The sequence below is a fragment of the Streptomyces sp. WAC03905 genome (genome assembly GCF_057371075.1).
Genome location: NZ_JBXYDZ010000003.1, coordinates 6,974,501 through 6,994,482 on the forward strand (window position 1 = coordinate 6,974,501; position 19,982 = coordinate 6,994,482).

Annotated in this window: 22 protein-coding genes and 2 pseudogenes; 15 read left to right on the forward strand and 9 right to left on the reverse strand. The window is 72.1% G+C overall.

Features of this window, described 5'->3' with window-relative positions:
* Positions 1 to 45: 45 nt before the first annotated feature.
* Entirely contained in the window at positions 46 to 1,539 is a 1,494-nt protein-coding gene (locus AC2RP6_RS33940) for an MFS transporter (RefSeq protein ID WP_486449658.1), read from the reverse strand.
* Between the two features lie 62 nt (positions 1,540 to 1,601).
* Here AC2RP6_RS33940 and AC2RP6_RS33945 point away from each other — a divergent pair, with 62 nt between their 5' ends.
* Both AC2RP6_RS33945 and AC2RP6_RS33950 read left to right on the forward strand, forming a co-directional pair.
* Complete coding sequence (locus tag AC2RP6_RS33945) at positions 1,602 to 2,540, forward strand: LysR family transcriptional regulator (RefSeq protein WP_486449659.1); 939 nt, start codon at positions 1,602 to 1,604, stop codon at positions 2,538 to 2,540.
* Positions 2,541 to 2,665: 125 nt separating this feature from the next.
* Positions 2,666 to 3,403, forward strand: a complete 738-nt coding sequence (locus AC2RP6_RS33950; protein WP_486449660.1) for a class I SAM-dependent methyltransferase — start codon at positions 2,666 to 2,668, stop codon at positions 3,401 to 3,403.
* A 21-nt stretch (positions 3,404 to 3,424) separates the two neighbouring features.
* On the opposite strand, the gene AC2RP6_RS33955 is transcribed toward AC2RP6_RS33950, so the two are convergent.
* Positions 3,425 to 4,333 carry an alpha/beta hydrolase fold domain-containing protein gene (locus AC2RP6_RS33955; RefSeq protein WP_486449661.1) on the reverse strand — a complete coding sequence of 303 codons (909 nt, stop codon included), beginning with the start codon at positions 4,331 to 4,333 and terminating at the stop codon, positions 3,425 to 3,427.
* A 201-nt stretch (positions 4,334 to 4,534) separates the two neighbouring features.
* Between AC2RP6_RS33955 and tdh the strand changes: the two genes are divergently transcribed.
* The 3 genes from tdh (at position 4,535) to AC2RP6_RS33970 (ending at position 7,809) form a co-directional block, all read left to right on the forward strand.
* Positions 4,535 to 5,563 (forward strand): L-threonine 3-dehydrogenase, encoded by a 1,029-nt coding sequence (gene tdh / locus AC2RP6_RS33960; protein ID WP_486449662.1) that lies wholly within the window; start codon positions 4,535 to 4,537, stop codon positions 5,561 to 5,563.
* Positions 5,564 to 5,673: 110 nt separating this feature from the next.
* A complete protein-coding gene (locus AC2RP6_RS33965) occupies positions 5,674 to 6,882 on the forward strand; it encodes a glycine C-acetyltransferase (RefSeq protein WP_486449663.1) in 1,209 nt (402 codons plus the stop codon).
* 12 nt (positions 6,883 to 6,894) lie between these two features.
* Entirely contained in the window at positions 6,895 to 7,809 is a 915-nt protein-coding gene (locus AC2RP6_RS33970; protein WP_486449664.1) for a LysR family transcriptional regulator, read from the forward strand.
* Positions 7,810 to 7,841: 32 nt separating this feature from the next.
* On the opposite strand, the gene AC2RP6_RS33975 is transcribed toward AC2RP6_RS33970, so the two are convergent.
* Positions 7,842 to 8,621: a DeoR/GlpR family DNA-binding transcription regulator gene (locus AC2RP6_RS33975; protein WP_486449665.1), complete on the reverse strand. Its 780-nt coding sequence runs from the start codon at positions 8,619 to 8,621 to the stop codon at positions 7,842 to 7,844.
* A gap of 178 nt (positions 8,622 to 8,799) precedes the next feature.
* Between AC2RP6_RS33975 and AC2RP6_RS33980 the strand changes: the two genes are divergently transcribed.
* From AC2RP6_RS33980 to AC2RP6_RS33990, 3 genes are read left to right on the forward strand one after another with little or no spacing between them, the layout of a single operon-like run.
* Positions 8,800 to 9,702, forward strand: a complete 903-nt coding sequence (locus AC2RP6_RS33980) for an SIS domain-containing protein (RefSeq protein WP_486449666.1) — start codon at positions 8,800 to 8,802, stop codon at positions 9,700 to 9,702.
* A complete protein-coding gene (locus AC2RP6_RS33985) occupies positions 9,699 to 10,535 on the forward strand; it encodes a class II fructose-bisphosphate aldolase (RefSeq protein ID WP_486449667.1) in 837 nt (278 codons plus the stop codon). Before AC2RP6_RS33980 ends, AC2RP6_RS33985 begins: the two co-directional genes overlap by 4 nt.
* Positions 10,536 to 10,554: 19 nt before the next feature.
* On the forward strand, positions 10,555 to 11,118 hold the full coding sequence (locus tag AC2RP6_RS33990) for a hypothetical protein (RefSeq protein WP_486449668.1): 564 nt from the start codon (positions 10,555 to 10,557) through the stop codon (positions 11,116 to 11,118).
* A 20-nt stretch (positions 11,119 to 11,138) separates the two neighbouring features.
* Here AC2RP6_RS33990 and AC2RP6_RS33995 read toward each other — a convergent pair whose 3' ends face one another.
* On the reverse strand, positions 11,139 to 11,693 hold the full coding sequence (locus AC2RP6_RS33995) for a DinB family protein (protein WP_486449669.1): 555 nt from the start codon (positions 11,691 to 11,693) through the stop codon (positions 11,139 to 11,141).
* Between the two features lie 127 nt (positions 11,694 to 11,820).
* On the opposite strand from AC2RP6_RS33995, the gene AC2RP6_RS34000 reads away from it, so the two are divergent.
* Positions 11,821 to 13,011, forward strand: a complete 1,191-nt coding sequence (locus tag AC2RP6_RS34000; protein WP_486449670.1) for an acyl-CoA dehydrogenase family protein — start codon at positions 11,821 to 11,823, stop codon at positions 13,009 to 13,011.
* Between the two features lie 90 nt (positions 13,012 to 13,101).
* On the opposite strand, the gene AC2RP6_RS34005 is transcribed toward AC2RP6_RS34000, so the two are convergent.
* On the reverse strand, positions 13,102 to 13,611 hold the full coding sequence (locus AC2RP6_RS34005; RefSeq protein WP_486449671.1) for a hypothetical protein: 510 nt from the start codon (positions 13,609 to 13,611) through the stop codon (positions 13,102 to 13,104).
* 469 nt (positions 13,612 to 14,080) lie between these two features.
* Positions 14,081 to 15,103, reverse strand: coding sequence for a hypothetical protein (locus tag AC2RP6_RS34010; protein ID WP_486449672.1), 1,023 nt, complete (start codon positions 15,101 to 15,103; stop codon positions 14,081 to 14,083).
* 366 nt (positions 15,104 to 15,469) lie between these two features.
* Between AC2RP6_RS34010 and AC2RP6_RS34015 the strand changes: the two genes are divergently transcribed.
* From AC2RP6_RS34015 to AC2RP6_RS34030, 4 genes are all read left to right on the forward strand, one after another.
* Positions 15,470 to 15,736: an HNH/endonuclease VII fold putative polymorphic toxin gene (locus AC2RP6_RS34015; RefSeq protein WP_486449673.1), complete on the forward strand. Its 267-nt coding sequence runs from the start codon at positions 15,470 to 15,472 to the stop codon at positions 15,734 to 15,736.
* Complete coding sequence (locus AC2RP6_RS34020; protein ID WP_486449674.1) at positions 15,723 to 16,205, forward strand: Imm50 family immunity protein; 483 nt, start codon at positions 15,723 to 15,725, stop codon at positions 16,203 to 16,205. The genes AC2RP6_RS34015 and AC2RP6_RS34020 overlap by 14 nt, the downstream gene beginning before the upstream one ends.
* A gap of 1 nt (position 16,206) precedes the next feature.
* Positions 16,207 to 16,599, forward strand: coding sequence for an Imm50 family immunity protein (locus AC2RP6_RS34025; protein ID WP_486449675.1), 393 nt, complete (start codon positions 16,207 to 16,209; stop codon positions 16,597 to 16,599).
* 170 nt (positions 16,600 to 16,769) lie between these two features.
* Complete coding sequence (locus tag AC2RP6_RS34030; RefSeq protein ID WP_486449676.1) at positions 16,770 to 17,012, forward strand: hypothetical protein; 243 nt, start codon at positions 16,770 to 16,772, stop codon at positions 17,010 to 17,012.
* Here the strand turns inward: AC2RP6_RS34030 and AC2RP6_RS34035 are convergent.
* Positions 16,975 to 17,287 (reverse strand): annotated as a pseudogene (locus AC2RP6_RS34035) (RHS repeat domain-containing protein); the annotation flags it as partial. The gene AC2RP6_RS34030 and the pseudogene AC2RP6_RS34035 sit on opposite strands and share 38 nt — an antisense overlap.
* A gap of 9 nt (positions 17,288 to 17,296) precedes the next feature.
* On the opposite strand from AC2RP6_RS34035, the pseudogene AC2RP6_RS34040 reads away from it, so the two are divergent.
* Both AC2RP6_RS34040 and AC2RP6_RS34045 read left to right on the forward strand, forming a co-directional pair.
* A pseudogene (locus AC2RP6_RS34040) lies at positions 17,297 to 17,506 on the forward strand (hypothetical protein); the annotation flags it as partial.
* Between the two features lie 38 nt (positions 17,507 to 17,544).
* On the forward strand, positions 17,545 to 18,282 hold the full coding sequence (locus tag AC2RP6_RS34045; protein WP_486449677.1) for a VOC family protein: 738 nt from the start codon (positions 17,545 to 17,547) through the stop codon (positions 18,280 to 18,282).
* A gap of 37 nt (positions 18,283 to 18,319) precedes the next feature.
* Here the strand turns inward: AC2RP6_RS34045 and AC2RP6_RS34050 are convergent, their stop codons facing one another.
* Both AC2RP6_RS34050 and AC2RP6_RS34055 read right to left on the reverse strand, forming a co-directional pair.
* Positions 18,320 to 19,027: a scabin-related ADP-ribosyltransferase gene (locus AC2RP6_RS34050; RefSeq protein WP_486449678.1), complete on the reverse strand. Its 708-nt coding sequence runs from the start codon at positions 19,025 to 19,027 to the stop codon at positions 18,320 to 18,322.
* A gap of 202 nt (positions 19,028 to 19,229) precedes the next feature.
* The gene (locus AC2RP6_RS34055; RefSeq protein WP_486450546.1) at positions 19,230 to 19,955 is read right to left on the reverse strand and encodes an ABC transporter ATP-binding protein; all 726 of its coding nucleotides are present in this window, start codon (positions 19,953 to 19,955) and stop codon (positions 19,230 to 19,232) included.
* Positions 19,956 to 19,982: the final 27 nt, after the last annotated feature.

A 19,982-nucleotide genomic window follows, 5' to 3' on the forward strand; every position in this document is an offset into this window, starting at 1 on the left:
ATCGGCATCCCGGCGCCCGGGATGGTACGGGCCGCCGCCGGGGCCTCATCGGGAGCCGCGCCGGCCCGTCCCGCGCAGCCCCGCGACCACCGCCGCCGACGCGAACAGGAGCACCACGGCCACGGTGCGCAGCGCGGTCCCCATCGCCTCGGTGAAGGCGGCGGCCCCGGCCGGGTCCAGGGCGTCGCCGTGGAAACGGGAGGCCAGCGCCGTACCGACCACGGCCACGCCCAGCGCGGCGCCGACCTCCCGGGCGGCGGTGTTCAGGCCGGAGCCGAGCCCGGCCTGGTGCGCGGGCAGGGCGCCGACCACCGTCAGGGTCAGCGAGGGCGCGGACAGGCCCGCGCCGGCCGACAGGACCAGCAGGTAGAGGGCGTACAGGGCGTACGGGGTGCCCGCGTCGGCCGTGGAGACCAGCAGCAGGCCCGCCCCGATCAGACCGAGTCCGGCGCCCACCGGAAGCCGGGGCCCGGTGCGCTCCTCCAGCCGCGCGCCGAACCGCGGCAGCAGGGCCATCCCGACGGTCAGCGGGACGATCGCCAGGCCCGCCCGGGCCGCCGTGAACCCCTTCGCGTACTGCAGGTACTGCCCGTTGACGTAGAACAGCGCGAACATCCCGAAGAAGCCGGCGGCGATGCCGAGCGTCCCCGCGCGGAGCCGGCGCGAGGCGAAGATCCGCGGGTCCAGCAACGGGCGGGCCGCGCGCAGCGCGTGCCCGGTGAAGGCGGCGAGGAGCACCGCGCCCGCGCCGAAGGCGGTCAGCACGCGGGCCGAGACCCAGCCGTACGAGGGCCCCTCGATGATCCCGTGGACCACCGAGACCAGCGCCCCGGCGAGGAGCACCGTGCCCAGGGGGTCGACGGCCGCGTCGGGCCGCGCGGGCGTCCGGGGGACCGTGCGGGCGACGGCGAGGGCGAGCAGCGCGCCGAGCGGGACGACGGCCCAGAACAGGGCCCGCCAGGTCAGGTACTCGCCGGCGAGGCCGCCGCCGACGTTGCCGGCGAGGCCGCCGAGGCCCACGGCGAGCGTCCAGGTGGCCAGGGCCCGGCCGCGGGCCTCCGGCGGGCTCAGGTGGATCAGCACGGACATCGTCGCGGGCATGATCAGGGCCGCGCCGGCCCCGCACAGCCCGCGCCCGGCGATCAGTACGGCCGGGACCGGGGCGAGCGCGCTGACGGCCGCGCCCGCGGCGAAGAGGCCCAGGCCGGCGAGCAGGGCGCCCTTGCGGCCGTGGCGGTCGCCGAGCGCCCCGGCGGGGATCAGCAGGGCGGCGAAGACGACGACGTAGGCGTCCACCGACCAGAGCAGCTCGCCGGCGTCCGGGCGCAGGTCGGAGGCGGCGAGCTGGGGGACGAGCAGGTTGACGGCGGCGACCAGGGCCTGGGCGGTCAGGACGCAGGCGCACAGGACGAGCAGGGCGGGCCGGGAGAGGGACGTCGCGTACGGGCCGGCCTTCGGGTCCCGCGGGACGGCATGGCGGAGCACGGCTCCTCCTGGGAGTCGGAATCGAGTGGGAGTGGGTGGGACGGGCGGCGCCATCCCCCTGATGCACCGTAGAGTCGGCGTGACCTGCTTTCCAGTGCAAGTTCTGCAAGGGATCCATGCGTGTGACGCAATCCGGGCTCGACCTGAATCTCCTCGTCGCCCTCGACGTGCTCCTGGAGGAGTCGAGCGTGTCCCGGGCGGCGGCGCGCCTGCACCTGTCCGAGCCCGCCATGAGCCGCACCCTCGGCCGCATCCGCAAGGCCCTGGGCGACCCGGTCCTGGTCCGCGCCGGGCGGGCCATGGTGCCCACTCCGCACGCGCTGGCCGTACGCGGCGAGGTCCGGTCGGTCGTGGAACGGGCCCGGGCCCTCTTCCTCAGCGGCGGCCAGGTCGACCTGCCCACCCTCACCCGCACCTTCACCGTGCTGGCCAACGACGCCTTCACCGCCGTCACCGGGGCCGCCCTCCTCGGCCGGGTGGCCCGGGAGGCGCCCGGGGTGCGGCTGCGCTTCCTCGCCGAGAGCCACGTGGAGGTGCCGGCGCTGCGCGAAGGCGTCGCCGACCTGGAACTCGGCGTCATCGACACCCGTTCGCCGGAGGTCCACGTCGAGCACCTCTACGACGACCGGATGGTGGCCGTCGTACGCCCCGGCCACCCGCTGCTGCGCGGCCGCCCCACGGCGCGCCGCTTCGCCGCGGCCGATCACCTCATCGCCTCCCGGCGCGGCCGCCTGGAGGGCCCGGTGGACACCGCCCTCGGCGAACGGGGCCTGTCCCGGAGGGTGGTGGGCAGCGTCGGCAGCTTCCCCGCCTCCCTGTTCGTCCTGCGCGAGAGCGACCTCGTGGGACTGCTGACCGCCCGGGCCGTGCCGCTCGCCACCGCGCTGGGCCTGGAGACCTTCGAGGTCCCCCTCGACCTGCCCGTGCTGCCCTTCGGCATGGCGTGGCACCCGCGCCACGACGCGGACCCCGCGCACGCGTGGCTGCGCGGCCGCGCCCGCGAGCTCATGACGGCGGGGCCCGGACCGTCCCCGGTCGCACCGCCCGCACGCTAGGCCGACCGCTTCCCTCGTCCGGGGGACGTCCGGGGGCGGACGGGTGTGCGGGCGGCCACCCGTCCGGGCCGCGGGGCACGATACGCACGCGTCACACCCCCCGGCAGGCCCCCGGAAGGCAGAGCATGCGGTTCCAGTACGACACCATCGGCGAGCGCTACGCGGAGTCCACGAGCACGGCCGCCTTCTCCGCGGCCGACACCTACACCCTGCACGGGGCCCTCGACGCGCTCGGCGGCCTGCGCGGCCTCGACGCCCTCGACCTGGCCTGCGGCTACGGCTACAACACCCGGCTGCTGGCCCGCGGCGGCGCCCGGCGCACCGTCGGCGTGGACGTCTCCGAGGAGATGATCCGGCTGGCCCGCGAGCACGAGGCCACGAAGGACCGCAGCGACGTCGAGTACCTCGTCGCCGACGCCGCCGGCCTGCCCGACCTCGGCCCCTTCGACCTCGCCACCGCCGCGTACGTGTTCAGCTACGCGCCCGACCGCCGGACCCTGCACGCGATGTTCCGGTCCGTCCGCGCCAACCTGCGCGCCGGCGGCCGACTGCTCGCCATCGTCCCCAACGCCGGCGCGTTCCCCAGGGTGGACTGGTCGCCGTACGGCGTCCGCATTCTCGACCGGGTGCGCGACGGCGACGCACCCCTGCTGAAGGCCCATTTCCTGACCGAGCCGCCCGTGCCCTTCGAATTCCGCGAATGGGCCCACGCCGACCTCGCCGAGGCGGCCGTCGAAGCGGGCTTCGTCACCGTCGGCTGGCAGCCGAACCGGACGCCGCCCGCCGACCCCGTACGCGACGACGCCTACTGGACGGCCTACCGCGCCTGGCCGATCAGCTCCCTGATGACCTGCACGGCGTGACCCGTGTCCGTGCGGGCGGCCTCACAGCTCGTCCGCGGACCTGACCAGCTCGACGATCCGCTGCCGCGCCGCCCGCCCCTCCGGAACCGGCAGCAGCGGGTATCCGTGCGGCAGCCCCGCCGCCTCGTGGAACTCCACCTCGGTCCCCTCCGCACGGGCCCGGCGCACCAGCTCCCTGCTGTCCGTCGCGAGCAGGTCCCGGGTGCCGGAGAACACCGTCAGCGGCGCCAGCCCCCCGAGCGTTCCCCGCAGCGGGCTCACCAGGGGGTCCTCGGCGGCCAGCGTCCCCGCGTACAGCCGTCCCGCCTCGGCCAGCCCGGCCCGGGCCAGCACCGGATCGGCCGCCTCGATCGCCGCCTGGTCCGGATGGCTCATCGTCACGTCCAGCCAGGGCGAGACCAGCACGATCCGCGACGGCTGCTCGCCGTCCCGGTCGCGCAGGCGCTGTGCGGCCGCCAGGGCCAGCCCGGCCCCGGCCGAGTCGCCGATCAGCACCGTCCCGCCGTCCCCGCCGCCCGCGATCAGCCCGCTCAGCAGGTCGGTGGCGACCGGGACCGTCCGGTCCGCGGTACCGCGCGGAGCCAGGACGTACGCCGGTACGACGACGCGCGCCCGGGCCCGCGTCACCAGGATCCGCACCAGCTCCCAGTGCGGGCGCTCCAGCTCGCCCACGTAGCCGCCGCCGTGCACGTACAGCACCTGCGCCGACGGCTCGGCCCCCCGAGGGGAGACGTCGTAGACCGGCCAGGCCCCGACGAAGGTCCGGGAGATGTCCGCGACCCGGCCCAGCCGGCGCGGCGGCAGATGCGACGCGGGCCGTCGGGCCGCCGACGCGACCCGGGCCCGCACCGCCTCGGCGCTCGCGAACCGTCTTCGCCGGCCCACCGCGGCCATGGCGACCGAAAGCGCCCTGCTGCGCAGACTCGGCACGCCCCTCACCTCCCCGTTTCCCTGCCCCGTCAAGGGAGGAGCATAGGCGTGAAGACACGCTCGTGAAGCTGCGCTGTCGGCCCGTTTAAGAAAGTCTAGATGGACTGATCACCACGGAGATCGGCAGATTGGTGCCCGTCACCGACGCCGCTCGGGCCCCGCACGCCCACGGCGCCCCCTTCCGCATGCCTGGAGCCACCCATGAAGGCACTCGTCAAGCACAAAGCCGAGCCCGGCCTGTGGCTCATGGACGTCCCGGAGCCGGAGTACGGCCCCGGCGACGTGCTGATCAAGGTGCTGCGCACCGGCATCTGCGGAACCGACCTGCACATCCGCTCCTGGGACGGCTGGGCGCAGGGCGCGGTCAAGACCCCCCTCGTCCTCGGCCACGAGTTCGTCGGCGAGGTCGCGGCGGTCGGCGCGGACGTCGCGGACATCGAAATCGGCGCGCTGGTCAGCGGCGAGGGCCACCTGGTGTGCGGCAAGTGCCGCAACTGCCTCGCCGGCCGCCGGCACCTGTGCCGCAGCACGATCGGCCTCGGCGTGGGCCGCGACGGCGCCTTCGCCGAGTACGTCGTCCTGCCCGCGCAGAACGTGTGGGTGCACCGCACGGCCGTGGACCTGGACGTCGCCGCGATCTTCGACCCCTTCGGCAACGCCGTGCACACCGCCCTGTCCTTCCCGCTGGTCGGCGAGGACGTGCTGATCACCGGCGCCGGCCCGATCGGCATCATGGCGGCCGCCGTCGCCAAGCACGCCGGCGCGCGCAACGTCGTCATCACCGACGTGAGCCCCGAGCGGCTGGAGATCGCCCGCAAGGCGGGCGCCACGCTCGCCGTGAACGTCGCCGAGTCCTCGATCGCCGCGGCGCAGGCGCAGCTCGGCCTGCGCGAGGGCTTCGACATCGGCCTGGAGATGTCCGGGCGCGGCGAGGCCGTGCGCGACATGATCGACAACATGACGCACGGCGGCCGGATCGCGATGCTCGGCCTGCCCGCGACGGAGTTCCCCGTCGACTGGGCGAAGGTCGTCACCTCGATGATCACGATCAAGGGCATCTACGGCCGCGAGATGTTCGAGACCTGGTACGCGATGACGGTGCTCCTGGAGGGCGGCCTCGACCTCAGCCCCGTCATCACCGGCCGCTACTCCCACCGCGACTTCGAGGCCGCCTTCGACGAGGCGTCGACCGCCCGGAGCGGAAAGATCATCCTGGACTGGACCGCGTAGCAGCCGCCGCCTCCACCGTCCCCCACGAACCATCTCCCTCCGGCCGGGCCCCGCAACCCTCCCCCCTCCGCGGGGCCCGGCCCCCCTCCGCCGCACAAGGAGAACGCAGCATGTTCGAGACCGTCCGCGACGACCTCCGCACCACCCTCGACGAGATCCGCTCCGCCGGTCTGCACAAGCCCGAGCGCGTCATCGGCACCCCGCAGAGCGCGGCCGTCGCCGTCACCTCGGGCGGCACCGCGGGCGAGGTGCTCAACTTCTGCGCCAACAACTACCTGGGGCTGGCCGACCACCCGGAGGTCGTCGCAGCCGCGAAGGACGCCTTGGACCGCTGGGGCTACGGCATGGCCTCCGTCCGCTTCATCTGCGGCACCCAGGAGGTGCACAAGGAGCTCGAGGCACGCCTCTCGGCCTTCCTCGGCCAGGAGGACACCATCCTGTACTCCTCCTGCTTCGACGCCAACGGCGGCGTCTTCGAGACCCTCCTCGGCGCCGAGGACGCGGTGATCTCCGACGCCCTCAACCACGCCTCCATCATCGACGGCATCCGCCTGTCCAAGGCCCGTCGCTTCCGCTACGCCAACCGCGACATGGCCGAGCTGGAGGCGCGCCTGAAGGAGGCCACCGAGGGCGGCGCCCGCCGCAAGCTGATCGTCACCGACGGCGTCTTCTCCATGGACGGCTACGTCGCCCCCCTCCAGGAGATCTGCGACCTCGCCGAGCGCCACGACGCCATGGTCATGGTCGACGACTCGCACGCCGTCGGCTTCGTCGGCCCCGGCGGCCGGGGCACCCCCGAGCTGCACGGCGTCATGGACCGCGTCGACATCATCACCGGAACCCTCGGCAAGGCCCTCGGCGGCGCCTCCGGCGGCTACGTCGCCGCGCGCGCCGAGATCGTCGAGCTGCTGCGCCAGCGCTCGCGCCCGTACCTGTTCTCCAACTCCCTCGCCCCGGTCATCGCGGCGGCCTCCCTCAAGGTCCTCGACCTGCTGGAATCGGCCGGTGACCTGCGCGAGCGCCTGGCCGCCAACACCGCCCTCTTCCGTACGAAGATGACCGAGGCCGGCTTCGAGATCCTGCCCGGCGACCACGCCATCGCCCCCGTGATGATCGGCGACGCGGCGGAGGCCGGCCGGATGGCCGAGCTGCTCCTGGAGCGCGGCGTCTACGTGATCGGCTTCTCCTACCCGGTGGTGCCCATGGGTGCGGCGCGCATCCGCGTCCAGCTCTCGGCCGCCCACTCCACGGCCGACGTCGAGCGCGCGGTCGCCGCGTTCGTCGACGCCCGCGCGGCGCTTTCCGCTGCTCAGGGCTGACATCATGGAGGGGTGATCGACCCCCGCCGGCTGCGCATCCTGCGGGCCGTGGCGGACCACCGTACGGTGACCGCCGCGGCCGCAGCCCTGTACCTCACCCCCTCCGCCGTCTCCCAGCAGCTCGCGGCGCTGGAACAGGAGACGGGGCACGCGCTGCTCACCCGCAGCGGCCGCGGCGTACGGCTGACCGCCGCCGGCGAGATCCTGCTCGGCCACGCCCACGAGGTGTTCGCGCAGCTGGAGCGGGCCGAGGCCGAACTCGCGGCGTACGCGGAGGGCACCGGCGGCGAGGTCACGGTCGCCGCCTTCGCGACGGGCATCGCCGAGGTCCTCGCCCCCGCGATCGCCCGGCTCGCGCTCGACCACCCGGGGATCCGGCTGCGGGTGCGGGACGCCGAGGGCGACCAGAGCCTGCCGCTGCTCCTGGACGGCGAGGCGGACCTCGCGCTCGCGGTCGAGTACCGGGGCGCGCCGGGCGCCGACGACGGCCGGCTCTCCGTCCTCCCGCTCTACGCGGAGCCCTTCGACGCGGTGCTGCCCGCCGGGCACCCGCTGGCCGATCTGCCCGCGGTCTCGCTGGCGGACCTGTCCGACTCGGACTGGGTGGGCCAGTACCCCGGCAACCCGTGCCACGACGTGACCCTGCTCGCGTGCGAACTGGCCGGTTTCCAGCCGCGGTTCGCGCACTCCTCCGACGACTTCCGCGCCGTGACGGCACTGGTCGGAGCCGGCGCCGGGGTGGCGCTCGTACCACGCTCCGCCCTGCGCGGCATGGACCTCAAGGAGGTCGAGGTCCGCCCGGTCGCCGGGCCGGCCGCCACCCGGCGGGTCTTCGCGGCCACCCGCCGCGGCGCCGAGACCCACCCGCTGATCGCCCCCGTACTGGCAGCCCTGGTCCGGGAGTCGGAGCGGCTGCCCGCCCACTGACGGGAGTGGCCCCGGGCGTTGAAGGCCGGCGCTCACACGGTGACCACCTCCACGCCCGCGGCGGTGAAGGCCCGGCCCACCGCCGGAGCCAGGCCCGTGTCCGTCACCAGGACGTGCACGGACGAGGTCGCGCAGATACGGGCGAAGGCGCGCACCCCCAGTTTGCTGGAGTCCGCCGCCACGACCACCCGGCGGGCGCGCTCGCACAGCAGGCGGTTGACCGACGCCTCGTCCTCGTGCCGGGTCGCCGCGCCGTCCTGCGGATCGAAGCCGTCCACGCCGAGCACCGCCGTGTCCACGGCGAGCTGCCCGAGCACCTGTTCGGCGAGCGGCCCCGTCAGCTCGTACGACTGGGGCCGGGCCACGCCGCCCGTCAGCACGATCTTGAACTGCGGCCGGATCACCAGTTCGCCCGCGATGTTGAGGGCATTGGTGACCACGGTGAGCGCCGGAGCACCCTGCGCCAGGTCCGGCCGCCCGGCGAGGGCCCGCGCCACCTCGGTGGTCGTGGTGCCGCCCGTCAGACCGATCACCTCACCCGGGGTGATCAGGGCCGCCACGGCCCCGCTGATCCGGCCCTTCTCGGCCGCGCGCCGTGACGTCCGGTAGCGCAGGGGGAGTTCGTAGCTGACCCCGTGCACCACCGCGCCGCCGCGCGTGCGGACCAGGAGCTGCTGCTCGGCGAGCTGGTCGAGGTCGCGGCGGATGGTCGCGGCGGACACCCCGAGGGCCTCGGCCGCCGGCTCCACCTCCAGCTCGCCCCGCTCCACCAGCAGGTCCAGCAGTGTCTGCCAGCGCTCCTTGCGGGTCATCGGCCGCCCCCTCCCGTGCTCGTCCCATGGCCTCCGTCGGGCCACCCGGCGACACTAACTCAGCAGATCACCCCGTGGTTGCTTGAAGTTGCGCGAAAGTGCCCGCTACCTTGCAGGAAAACGCATGGCGCACCACGCACAACGCATTCAGACCCGTCTGTCGCACGAGGGAGCCTGTATGAGTCACGTCGCGTACGAGTTGGGCACGCAGCCCGCATGCTGGGAGCGGGCCGCCGAACTGGCCCCGGCCCGGCGGACGGTGCTTCCGCAGCCGGGGGAGCGCACCGCGATCGTCGGCTGCGGAACCTCGTACTACATGGCCCAGGCGGCCGCCGCGCTGCGGGAGCGGGCCGGGCAGGGGGAGACCGACGCCTTCCCCGCATCGGAGTTCCCGCGCCACCGCCGCTACGACCGGGTCGTCGCCCTCACCCGGTCCGGCACCACCACCGAGGTCCTGGAGCTGCTGGCCGCACTGCGGGACGCGGACGTGCCCACGACCGCCGTCGTCGGCGATCCGGCGACGCCGGTGACGGCGCTGGCGGACGGGCTCGTCGTCCTCGACTTCGCCGACGAACAGTCCGTCGTGCAGACCCGCTTCGCGACCACGGCCCTGACCCTGCTGCGCGCCCACGTCGGGCTGCACACGGCCGCGGCCGTCGCCGACGCCCGCACCGCCCTCGGTGAGCCGCTCCCCGCCGAGTTGGCGGGCCGGTCCCAGTTCACCTTCCTCGGCCGCGGCTGGAGCGTCGGGCTCGCCCACGAGGCGGCCCTGAAGATGCGGGAGGCGTCGCTGTCCTGGGCCGAGTCCTACCCGGCGATGGAGTACCGGCACGGGCCGGTCAGCATCTCCGGGCCCGGCACCCTCACCTGGTCGCTCGACGAGGCCCCCGACGGACTCGCCGAGCAGGTCGGCCGGACGGGCGGCCACTGGGTGGCCGGGCGCCTCGACCCGCTCGCCGAACTGGTCCGCGTGCACCGCCTCGCCCTCGCCGTCGCCGCCGACCGCGGGCTCGACCCCGACGCGCCGCGCCATCTGACCCGCTCGGTGATCCTCTCCACGGGCGAGGAGGCGGTCCGATGACCCTCGTGCGCGCGGGCGAACTCGTCCGGGAGGCCTCCGGCGCCGGCCGTGCCGTCGCCGCCTTCAACATCATCACGCTGGAGCACGCCGAGGCCGTCGTCGCCGGCGCCGAGGCCGCCGGACTGCCGGTCATCCTCCAACTCAGCGAGAACGCCGTGAAGTTCCGCGGCGGACGGCTGCTGCCGATCTCCCGGGCCGCCGCCGCCTGCGCCGAGGCGGCCACGGTCCCGGTCGGCCTGCACCTCGACCACGTCAAGAGCCCCGAGCTGCTGCGGCAGGCCTGCGACGCCGGATACAGCTCGGTGATGTACGACGCGGCGCAGCTCCCCTACGCCGAGAACCTGGAGGCCACCCGCTCGGCCGCCGACTGGGCCCACGCCAACGGGCTGTGGATCGAGGCCGAACTGGGCGAGGTGGGCGGCAAGAACGGCGCCGCCCCGCTGGACCCGCACGCACCCGGAGCCCGCACCGACCCCGACGAGGCGCGGCGGTTCGTCGCCGACTCCGGGGTCGACGCGCTGGCCGTCGCCATCGGCAGCAGCCACGCGATGACCAGCCGGACCGCCGCCCTCGACCACGCCCTGCTGGCCCGGCTGGCCAAGACGGTGGAGGTCCCGCTGGTCCTGCACGGCTCGTCCGGGCTGCCGGACTCCGAGCTCGCGGCGGCCGTCGCCGGAGGCATCCGCAAGGTCAACATCGGCACCGCGCTGAACCTGGCCATGACGGAGGCCATCCGCACCCACCTCACCGCGGCGGACCCCCGGCCGTACCTGACGGCGGCCCGCACGGCGATGACGGCGACGGCCACGGCTATGATCGGCGCCCTGAACTGAGGGGCATCGGGGGGCGGCCGTGGACGCACAGCGGGGACCGGGGCGGCAGCAGGAGCCGCGGGGGCGCACGAGCCGCAGGCGCTTCCTGCTGATCGCGGGGATCCCCCTGCTGACCGCGGGCGCGGGCACGGCCTACGCCGTGTGGCCCGGACCGGACCGGCCCGGGCCGCAGGTGCGCACCGACCTGGACCCCCTGAACGCGCGCTTCGGCCCGTACGTCGGGACGCCGGTCGAGGCGCACTGGCTGGGCTACGACATCGACGAGAAGCCCGGGTCCGCCGAGAGCCGGACCATTCCGGGCCCCGACGCGCGGATCCGCCTGGTCGGCGTCGCCCGCCTCGCGGCCGGCGGGGCGGCGGCGATCACGGAGCGGGCGGAGTACGCCTTCGCGCCCGCGGCCGCTGTGGCCGAGATGCCTCCCGAGCTGGCCCCGTACGCGCCGGCCGGTGCGGCGTGGCAGCACAGCCGGCAGTTCGACGCGTACGCCAACCACGAGGGCGCGCAGGGGCACCCGTCGGGGGAGTACCTCTTCGACACGGCGCGGGACCTCGTCCGCTTCGACCTCCTGTACCTCTACACCTGAACCATCGGCAGGCGGCGGGCTCAGATGCCCACGGCGCCGTCTATCCGCTCGCGCAGCAGGTCGGCGTGGCCGTTGTGGCGGGCGTACTCCTCGACCATGTGGATCAGCACCCAGCGCAGGGACACCCTGCCCCGCCAGCCGTCGTCGCCCTCGACGTCGAGGTCCGGTGCCTCGGCGGTGAACCGTTCGGCGAAGGCCACCTCGTCGCGCCAGGCCGCCCACGCCTCCTCGACGGCCGCCGGGTCGCCGGGCAGGGCGCCGTCGAAGGCGCCGTCGGGATCGGCGTCGGACGAGAACCGCGGCGGGGCGTCCTGACCCGCCAGGACGCCGCGGAACCAGCGGCGCTCCACGTCCGCCATGTGCCGCACCAGCCCGAGCAGCGAGAGCGTCGACGGCTCCACCGACCGCAGCGCCAACTCGGCGCCCAGCCCGGCGCACTTGAGCGCCAGGGTGGCCCGATGGTCCGCCAGGAAGGCGGCCAGCATGGGTCGTTCACCGCCGGTCGCGGGGCCGCCGAAGCGGGCCTCGCGCTCGGGGTCGACGAAGAATTCCGCTCTGCTCCGTGCGCTCGTCATGGCCGCAGTATGGCTGCCGGCGCCGAATGGCCCGCGCGCGGGTCCTTCCGAATTCTTGCAACAGGTTCTAATCTGACCGCCGCCATCGCAGCGATCCCGCTGTGGCCGCCAGATCCCCGGAGGGGCCGTGCACCTCGAATACACGCCTGAGCAGCAGCAGTTGCGCACCGAGCTGCGCGCCTACTTCGCCGAGCTGGTCCCCGAGGACGTCTACGCCCGCTACGAGGACCCGGCCGCCCAGAAGCGGTTCTACCGCGAGACCATCCGCAGGCTCGGCGCCGACGGCTGGCTCGGCGTCGGCTGGCCCGAGGAGTACGGCGGCCGCGGGATGACCCCGATGGACCAGTTCATCTTCTTCGACGAGGCGGCGCAGGCGGTCGTACCGCTTCCCCTGATGGCCCTCAACACGGTCGGGCCGACCATCATGCAGTTCGGCACCGACGAGCAGAAGGCCTACTTCCTGCCCCGGATCCTCTCCGGGGAGATCGACTTCGCCATCGGCTACAGCGAGCCCGACGCGGGCACCGACCTCGCAGCGCTGAAGTGCAAGGCGGTCCGCGAGGGCGACGAGGAGACCGGCACCTACGTCGTCAACGGACAGAAGATCTGGACCACCAACGGCGACACCGCCGACTGGGTCTGGCTGGCCGTGCGCACCGACCCGGACGCCCCCGCGCACAAGGGCATCACCATGCTCCTCGTCCCGACCTCGGACCCCGGCTACTCCTGCACCCTCATCAACACCCTGGCCTCCCACGACACCACGGCCAGCTACTACGAGGACATCCGCGTCCCCGCCGCGCGCCGCGTCGGTGGGGAGAACAAGGGCTGGCGCCTGATCACCAACCAGCTCAACCACGAGCGCGTCACCCTGGCCGCACACGGCACGATGGCCATCCGGGCCCTCCACGACGTCCAGCGCTGGGCCGCGTCGACGAAGCTCGCCGACGGCCGACGGGTCATCGACCTGTCCTGGGTCCGGGGCCGGCTCGCCCGCACGCACACCCGCCTCGACGCGATGAAGCTGCTCAACTGGCAGATGGTGAACGCGGTCGAGGCCGGCACCCTCACCCCGCAGGACGCCTCCGCCGTCAAGGTGTACGGCTCGGAGGCCCGCCGCGACGCCTACGCCTGGCTGATGGAGGTCGTCGGCGCGGCCGGCCCCCTCAAGGACGGCTCGGCCGGCGCGGTCCTGCACGGCGAGCTCGAACGCGGCTACCGCAGCGCGGTCATCTTCACCTTCGGCGGCGGCAACAACGAGATCCAGCGCGAGATCATCTCGTGGATAGGCCTGGGCATGCCCCGCGTCCGCCGCTGAGCGCGTGTGACTCCCGGCGATGGTTGTCACATGCCGGGGATGGTTGTCACCGAATGTGCGCGCGGTACGGCAGCACCTCGGGCCCCTGGATCACAGATGGCGACGCATAACCCCGATACAGGCGGCTCGGGCCGCGTTCGAGCGGTCGCGGGAGTACGCGGTGCCCAGGTTCATGCCGCCGTCGGTGTCGATGGGGGGTTGCTGCCAGGCTTCGCTCATGTGGGCACCGGCCTCGGAGCGCGCGGCGGCAACGAGGGCGGCGTAGGGTTCGGCGACCGCCGAGGCTTCGATCTGGAGCCAGGCGTGGTGGAAGGCCATGCGGGCGAGAAGGGAGCTGGCCTCGTCGGTCAGCTCCCGTCGGGCGTCTGGAGAAGCCGGCCGTCGGCGGATGCGGTACGGCATCTCCAGATACTCCTCGACCGCCGTGAGCGCTTCGGCGAACGTTCTGGAACGGCGTTCACGCCGTGCTGCGCGCTGGTTGAGGGTGAAGGTGATGTAGACGCCGACCAGTGCGATGACGGGAACGATCAGAGCGGTGGTCTGGGCCCACGTCCAACTGCCCGCCTGCGCCGTGGCCGAGAGGATGACGACGGTGCCCACGTGCTACTCCCCGGCAGGCCGTGCGGTGCGTCCTCGATGAGCCATTCGCCTCCGTCGTTTCCGCCGGTGTGCCGCCACCAGTGCTCCATGAACAGGTGTGTCCGGATGATCTCGAACAGGTCGAGGAGGCCCTTCGCGCTGGTCCACCGCCGCTCCTCAGGATCGTACGGCTGCCAGAGGCACAGGGCATCGTCGCTGCCGTGCCGGTGCTTTGATGCGGCGCCGGGTTTGGCGTGGACGCGCGGGAAGTCCCGAGGGTGCTGCCCGAACGTTGGGTAGGGCGGCTCTTCGAAGAAGGAGACGGTCACTGGCACAGGAGTCGGCTCGCCGATCACGTCGAGTCCGCTCAACCGGTAGGTGAGCCGACCTTTGCCGTACGAATGCCGGAGGCCGTCGCCGAAGCGGTGCCGGGCGTCCCGTTCCAGTGGGGCCCACCAGACAGGCTGAACCCCGTACCAGATCCCCATCTCTACGGCGCCCAGGCTCGGGTGGGGGTGACTCGAGGGCCCACCATCCCGAGTCCGGACGCTGCACTCCCGGTGACGGCCACGTCCAGGCGGAGCCGGGCGGCCTCTTCCCGCGAGGGGTCCGCATCCGGAACGATCTCGGGGAAGATCTTGCTCAGGACGTGCTGGGCGCTCAGCGGTCGATTCTCGGCCTCGTGCTCTATGGCGAGGTCGATGTATTCCCGGGCTGTGTCGAGCCGTTTGCGGACTTCGCTGATCGGCAGGTTGAGAGGGATGAGGCCGGCGACACCGGCCGGGTCGTTAGTCTGCCCGGATTCAAGCTCTCGGGCCGCGTGGGTGAAGAAGGCTTGGAGCGCCTCGGCCAGTGGCATCGGAGCCGTGATGCATTCCAGCGCGAGCGCTTTGATGTTCCAGGAGCAGAGCGGCTTGCTGTGGGTGCAGTTCCAGTGCTTCAGAAGTCGCACCGTCCTGGCGAACGTGTTCTCTGTCTTGCCGATGGCATCCAGCACCATCTTCGTGTGCGTGATCGGATCGGCCCGGTCCCACTTGTCGGCGATCTCCATGTTGGGAATGAAGAGGCCCTTGCCGGAAGGGTGCGGGATCGCGATCATCACGTCGGCTGTGAAGTCCGGTTGGTCCGCAGTCACCGGTTCGCCGAACCGTACGAGCACGGCACGCCGCCGACCCGCGACTTCTACGGTGAGTTTGGGGAACTCGTCGGACAGATCCTCCCGTATGGCGTCTCGCGCGCGCTCCATCAGGCGGAGCGCGTCGTCGCCGTCGGGTCCGAAGCCCTGCGCGTCCTGCGGGCTCAGCTTGGCACCGAGGTCGACATCCGTCAGCGGAGTGTTGGCGTCTCCGTGGGCGACACTGCCGTTGAAGTAGACGGTTGATCCGGGAAACGCGCGTCCAAGTGCGTTGGCGAGAAGCTGTCTTCGGCGTTTCGCCTCGGCGAGCTCGTCCTCGGTGACCTCGATCTGGCGGCGGGCCTCTTCGAGGAGTTGTTTCAGAGACTTCTCTTTCATCAATACTCCCTTCGTCTCGCCCTGGTTATCCCCAGTTACGCGCTGTCTGCACCTTCATTGAGCATATGACTGTAGGAGTCGCCTCAGGGGGAGACGGACCGAGATGCCAATGCTGTGGAGTGGCCTTGTGTCTAGGCGCGGTCATCTGGTGGCACTGTGGAGGCTTCGGGGGGCGAACGCGAGCCGAAGCTGCGGCAGTGCCCAGCGGGAACCCGCAGGGACGAGCTCTGGATCACACGCAACGATGCCCCCTCTCCTTGTACGTGCGAGAGGGCATCGTCGCGAGGGCCGAATGAGGAGGGAAGGATCCCGCGGGGCCACTGCCCGAGCCAGAACGCGGCCGCCGAGGACTGGCCTTGGTGGTACGTGGACGACTGGGTGAAGGCCACGAAGCCCGACTGGCAGGGTGGCGGACAGCTGATGGGACCGGACCACCAGCCGATCTACTACAGGGAGGAGTGGTACGAGCTGCCGAACGGCGACGTCGTCATCTACCAAGACCATTGGTTCGGCCACCAGCAGCCGGGGCAGCCCGGGTATCAGCCGCCGCACGTGCACGTTCGACCGGGGGACGACCCCCGCAACGGTGTCATCGACGGCACAGAGGCACACTATTACTATGACGTGGACTGATCTCGTAGTGAACCCTGACCTTCAGTCGCACTACGACGAGGTTCCGGACCTGACAGGCGTTCGACTGCGCTCGGTGCATCTGGACGGCTGGGACCCAACCGTTACGCTGCGGCTCGACCTGCCGAGATTCCCCGATCACTGGCAAGGCGGCCCGGGTGACACCATGCAGTGCCACATTCAGTTCTACATGGTCGAGGACTTCCGCATGGAAGGGTGGCGGCCACCGGTCACGGCGGACGTTGCACTGCGTGCACTGCCCGAACACCGACTGGCGGTGGACGTGACCGGCCCGGGTGTCACCGTTTCGTTCACGTCGAACGCGTCGCTCAAGGCCGGCAGAATCAGTGTCTTCACGCCGGGTGAGGATGGCAGCGACAGCGGTCGGCACCACTTCTCCCGGCCGGTCGAAACAAAGCTCTACCCGACTGTGCCTCCGACGTACGTCAACACCTTCTTTGAGCGTGTGTAAAATGACAGATTCAATCGATTGGCCGGAGCTGCAGACGTTGTACGGCACGCCCGTACCTGATCTGAGCACTTGCCACTTCTTCTACCTGCACATCGACGAGCGCGACACCTCGGTGACGTTCGGCTTCGAGACTCAGCAGCTTCCACGGCACCCGAAGCCGGAGTGGGCGGAAAAGGCGTACAACACGCTGCGCTTCTGGATCGAGTTCACCGGTGTGGCAGACCTCCAGCTGTGCGGCATCCAGGCGGAGGCGGAACGCTCAGTCCAGATCACCGGCGGCGACGCACCCGGCTCCCTTCACGTCTCGGTGCGCAGCAGCACCCGCTCAATGGCCTTCACCGCCGCTGCTTCTCGGGTCTCACACACCCGGGTCTATCTGCAGGGACCGGTGTAGCGGGCGCTGCCGCCGGTACACCGCTACAGCGGATAGTCGTCGCGCCGGCCGCCTGCATGCGCATCTCTTTACCTCTCTCCCCAGAATACTCAGCTGATTTCGCCACTGTGCTGAGATTCGGGAAAGTGTGGACTTGGAGGGGGAAAGTCCCCGTCCCGATTATTAGCACCGTGCCCCAGAACGCGGCCGTCCTCTCCGAGTTTGTCGTCCCGCTGCTACGTACCGGTCTTGTCGCCGAAGTACTGGCGCGTCCCCTTGCCATCGAAGCCTTCGGCGTTTCGGTTGCTCTCGATTTCACGTATATCGAGGTCTGCCCGTTGTCGATGTCCCGCACCGCGCGGGAGACATTGCCGCTCGACCACGGGATGTCGTACGGCTTGAGGCCCAACCGGCGAGTTCCTTCGGTGTGCTGATCAGGTCCGTGACGATCGCGAAGAAACGTTCGTCGACACCGTTGGTCTCGGTCTGCGTCAGCGGGTGCACACCGACGTGAGTCCACGTCACCGTGACCGGGGTACTGGTCTGCTCGCACAGGGTGGAGCCGTCCCAGGTGAAGACCGTTTCCTCGGCCACTGAACCGTTTGTGGCCAGCGGTGCTTGGCAATCCGGCAGGACGGCGCGTCGTAGACATACCGCCAGATCGTGCCGTCCGGGTCACCACCCCGGTCAGCCTGTCCTCAGCGTCCCACTCCTACCAGAGCAGTACGCGTACGAGGCCGTGGGCAACCAGATCGCGGCCACCTGGCCCGATCACCACCCGGGAGCGGCGGCACGGGGCTCCCGCAGTTGTACGGGAACCCGTATCGCAAACGCGGGTGGAATCCGGTACGAGCACGACGCCCTGGGCCGGACCGTCCTGCGCCAGAAGGCGAGGCTGTCGAGCAAGCCGGACACCTGGCGATCCGAGCGCCCGAGGTGATTCAGGGGGCACCTAGGATCGGGGGCATGGCGACACGACTCGTGCAGATCAACATGAAGGCGCAGGACGACTCCGCGCTCGGCCGGTTCTGGGCGGAGGCGCTCGGCTGGGGTCTCGACAGCGAGGGTCCCGGCGTGACCAACCTGGAACCCGTGGGCTTCTCCTACCCCGACCCCACGGCCGTGGTCATCGACCTCATCGCCCGTCCGGAACCCAAGACGGTGAAGAACCGGGTGCACCTCGACCTGGCGACCACCTCGACCGCCCATCAGGCGGACCTGGTCGCACGCTTGAAGGACCTCGGTGCGACCCTCGCCGACGTGGGTCAGGGCGACGTGCCCTGGACGGTCATGGCCGACCCGGAGGGCAACGAGTTCTGCGTCCTGGAACCCCGTCCGGTCTACCGGGACACCGGGCCGATCGCCGCCGTGGTGGTCGACTGCGCGGACCCGCGCGAGATGGCCCGCTTCTGGGGCCGGGCGACCGACTGGACGGTGCACGGCGCCACCGACGACCAGGCCACCCTGCGGTCCGCCCAAGGGGTCGGCCCCTACCTGGAGTTCGTCCGCACCCCCGACACCAAGAGCGTGTGGAACCGGGTCCACCTCGACGTCCGCCCCTACCCCGGGGACGACCTGGAGGCGGAGGCGGCCCGGCTGCGGGCCCTGGGCGCCACCGACCCCGGCATCGACCAGTCCGCGATCCATTGGACGGTGCTGGCCGACCCGGAGGGCAACGAGTTCTGCCTGCTCACCCCTGCCTGATCCCGGCGGCGGGGCCGCGATGGTGCCGACGGGCCGCTCAGTGCGCGGCAGCGGCGGCCGGCGCGGTCCGGTAGGGGGCGAAACCGGTGTTGTCCTTGCAGCCGAGCTGCTCCCAGGTCTTGTCGTTGGTGACGGGGTCGGTGCCCGTCAGCCGGTACTTGCACGCGCCCTTGATGAAGTGGCCCCGGACGCCGCCGGGGAAGTCGATCTCCTTGTTCCACAGGTACGGCGACTGGTAGTTGTTCACGCGGGCCGTCGCGTTGACGTCGATGCCGCCGGGTGCGTAGATCTCGTACACCCAGCCGGTCTTCTCCGTGCCGTAGGTCGCGAACCGCTTGGCCACCGACTGGTCGCAGCTCGTGCTGAGGTGGGCACTGAGCTGACCGCCGCCCTTGACGATGTACTCGGCGAGGGGGAGCAGCTGGTCGCCGCGCGGGGTGAAGCCGGTACGGAAGATCTCCTCGACGTTCTCCCTCGTGTCCCCGCGCCACAGGGTGTTGACGTCCTCGCGCCACTGCCAGCGCTCGGCCGAGGCGGTGGCGGCGACCACGGGAGCGATGTGCTCGACGGTCGTGGTGCGCCACCAGTCCGCGGCCCGGTACTCGACGACCGGCCCACAGGGCGCGGTGGTGTCGTCGACGGCCGCCGCCGGCGCGGCCGTGGCGGCCGGGGTGACGACGACGGTGAGGAGGAAGGAGGCGGCGAGGACCCGCAGAGCGGCCTTCAGCATGATACGACGACCCATCAGTCGGAGCGTGGAGGAGGGGGAGCACCCCGTTTATAGGGGTGCCGCCCGACGTCGGACCACGAGCCGCAGGCAGGACCACTCGTGCGGAGGGATCAGTCGTACTGGGAAAAGGATTCGCCGGGGCGCGGGCCCCGGACCCGGCCGGACGTCCGCGCCCTTGACCGGGCGTTCGACGTCCGCGGCGTCCGGCTGACGCGCGTCACGCCTCCCCGGGGGCGACGGCCTCGGCGGTCTCGACGATGCGGCCGTCGCGCAGTTCCACGACCCGGTCGGCGAGTTCGATCAGGTTGGGGTCGTGGGTGGCGACGAGGACGGTGACCGACTCGCTGCGCACCACCGCGCGCAGCAGCTCCATGATCGACCGGCCGGTTTCCGAGTCGAGCTGGCCCGTCGGCTCGTCCGCGATGATCAGGTCGGGGTCGTTGGCCAGGGCGCGGGCCACCGCCACGCGCTGCTGCTGACCGCCGGACAGCTCGCCGGGGCGCTGCTCGGCGTGGTCCGCCAGGCCGACCAGGGCAAGCAGGGTCCGGGCGCGCTCCTCGCGCTCCCGGGCGGGGACGCGGCGCAGCCGCATCGGTACGCCGACGTTCTCGGCGGCGGTGAGCACGGGTATCAGGCCGAAGGACTGGAACACGAAGCCGATGCGGTCCCGGCGCAGGGCGAGCAGGTCCGGCTCGCCGAGGCCGGCCAGGTCGGTGCCGTCGACGCTGATCCGGCCGCCGGTCGGGGTGTCGAGGCCGCCGACGAGGTTCAGCAGGGTCGTCTTGCCGGAGCCGGAGCGGCCCTTGAGGGCGGTCAGTTCGCCCCGGCGGACCTCGAAGGAGACGCCGCGCAGGGCGTGGACGGCCTGCGCCCCGCTGCCGAAGCTGTGGCGCACGTCATCGACGACCACGATCGGTGTGCCGTCGGCCCGCCGCTCCACCATGGTCGCGGCGGTGGCTGTTTCCTGGTG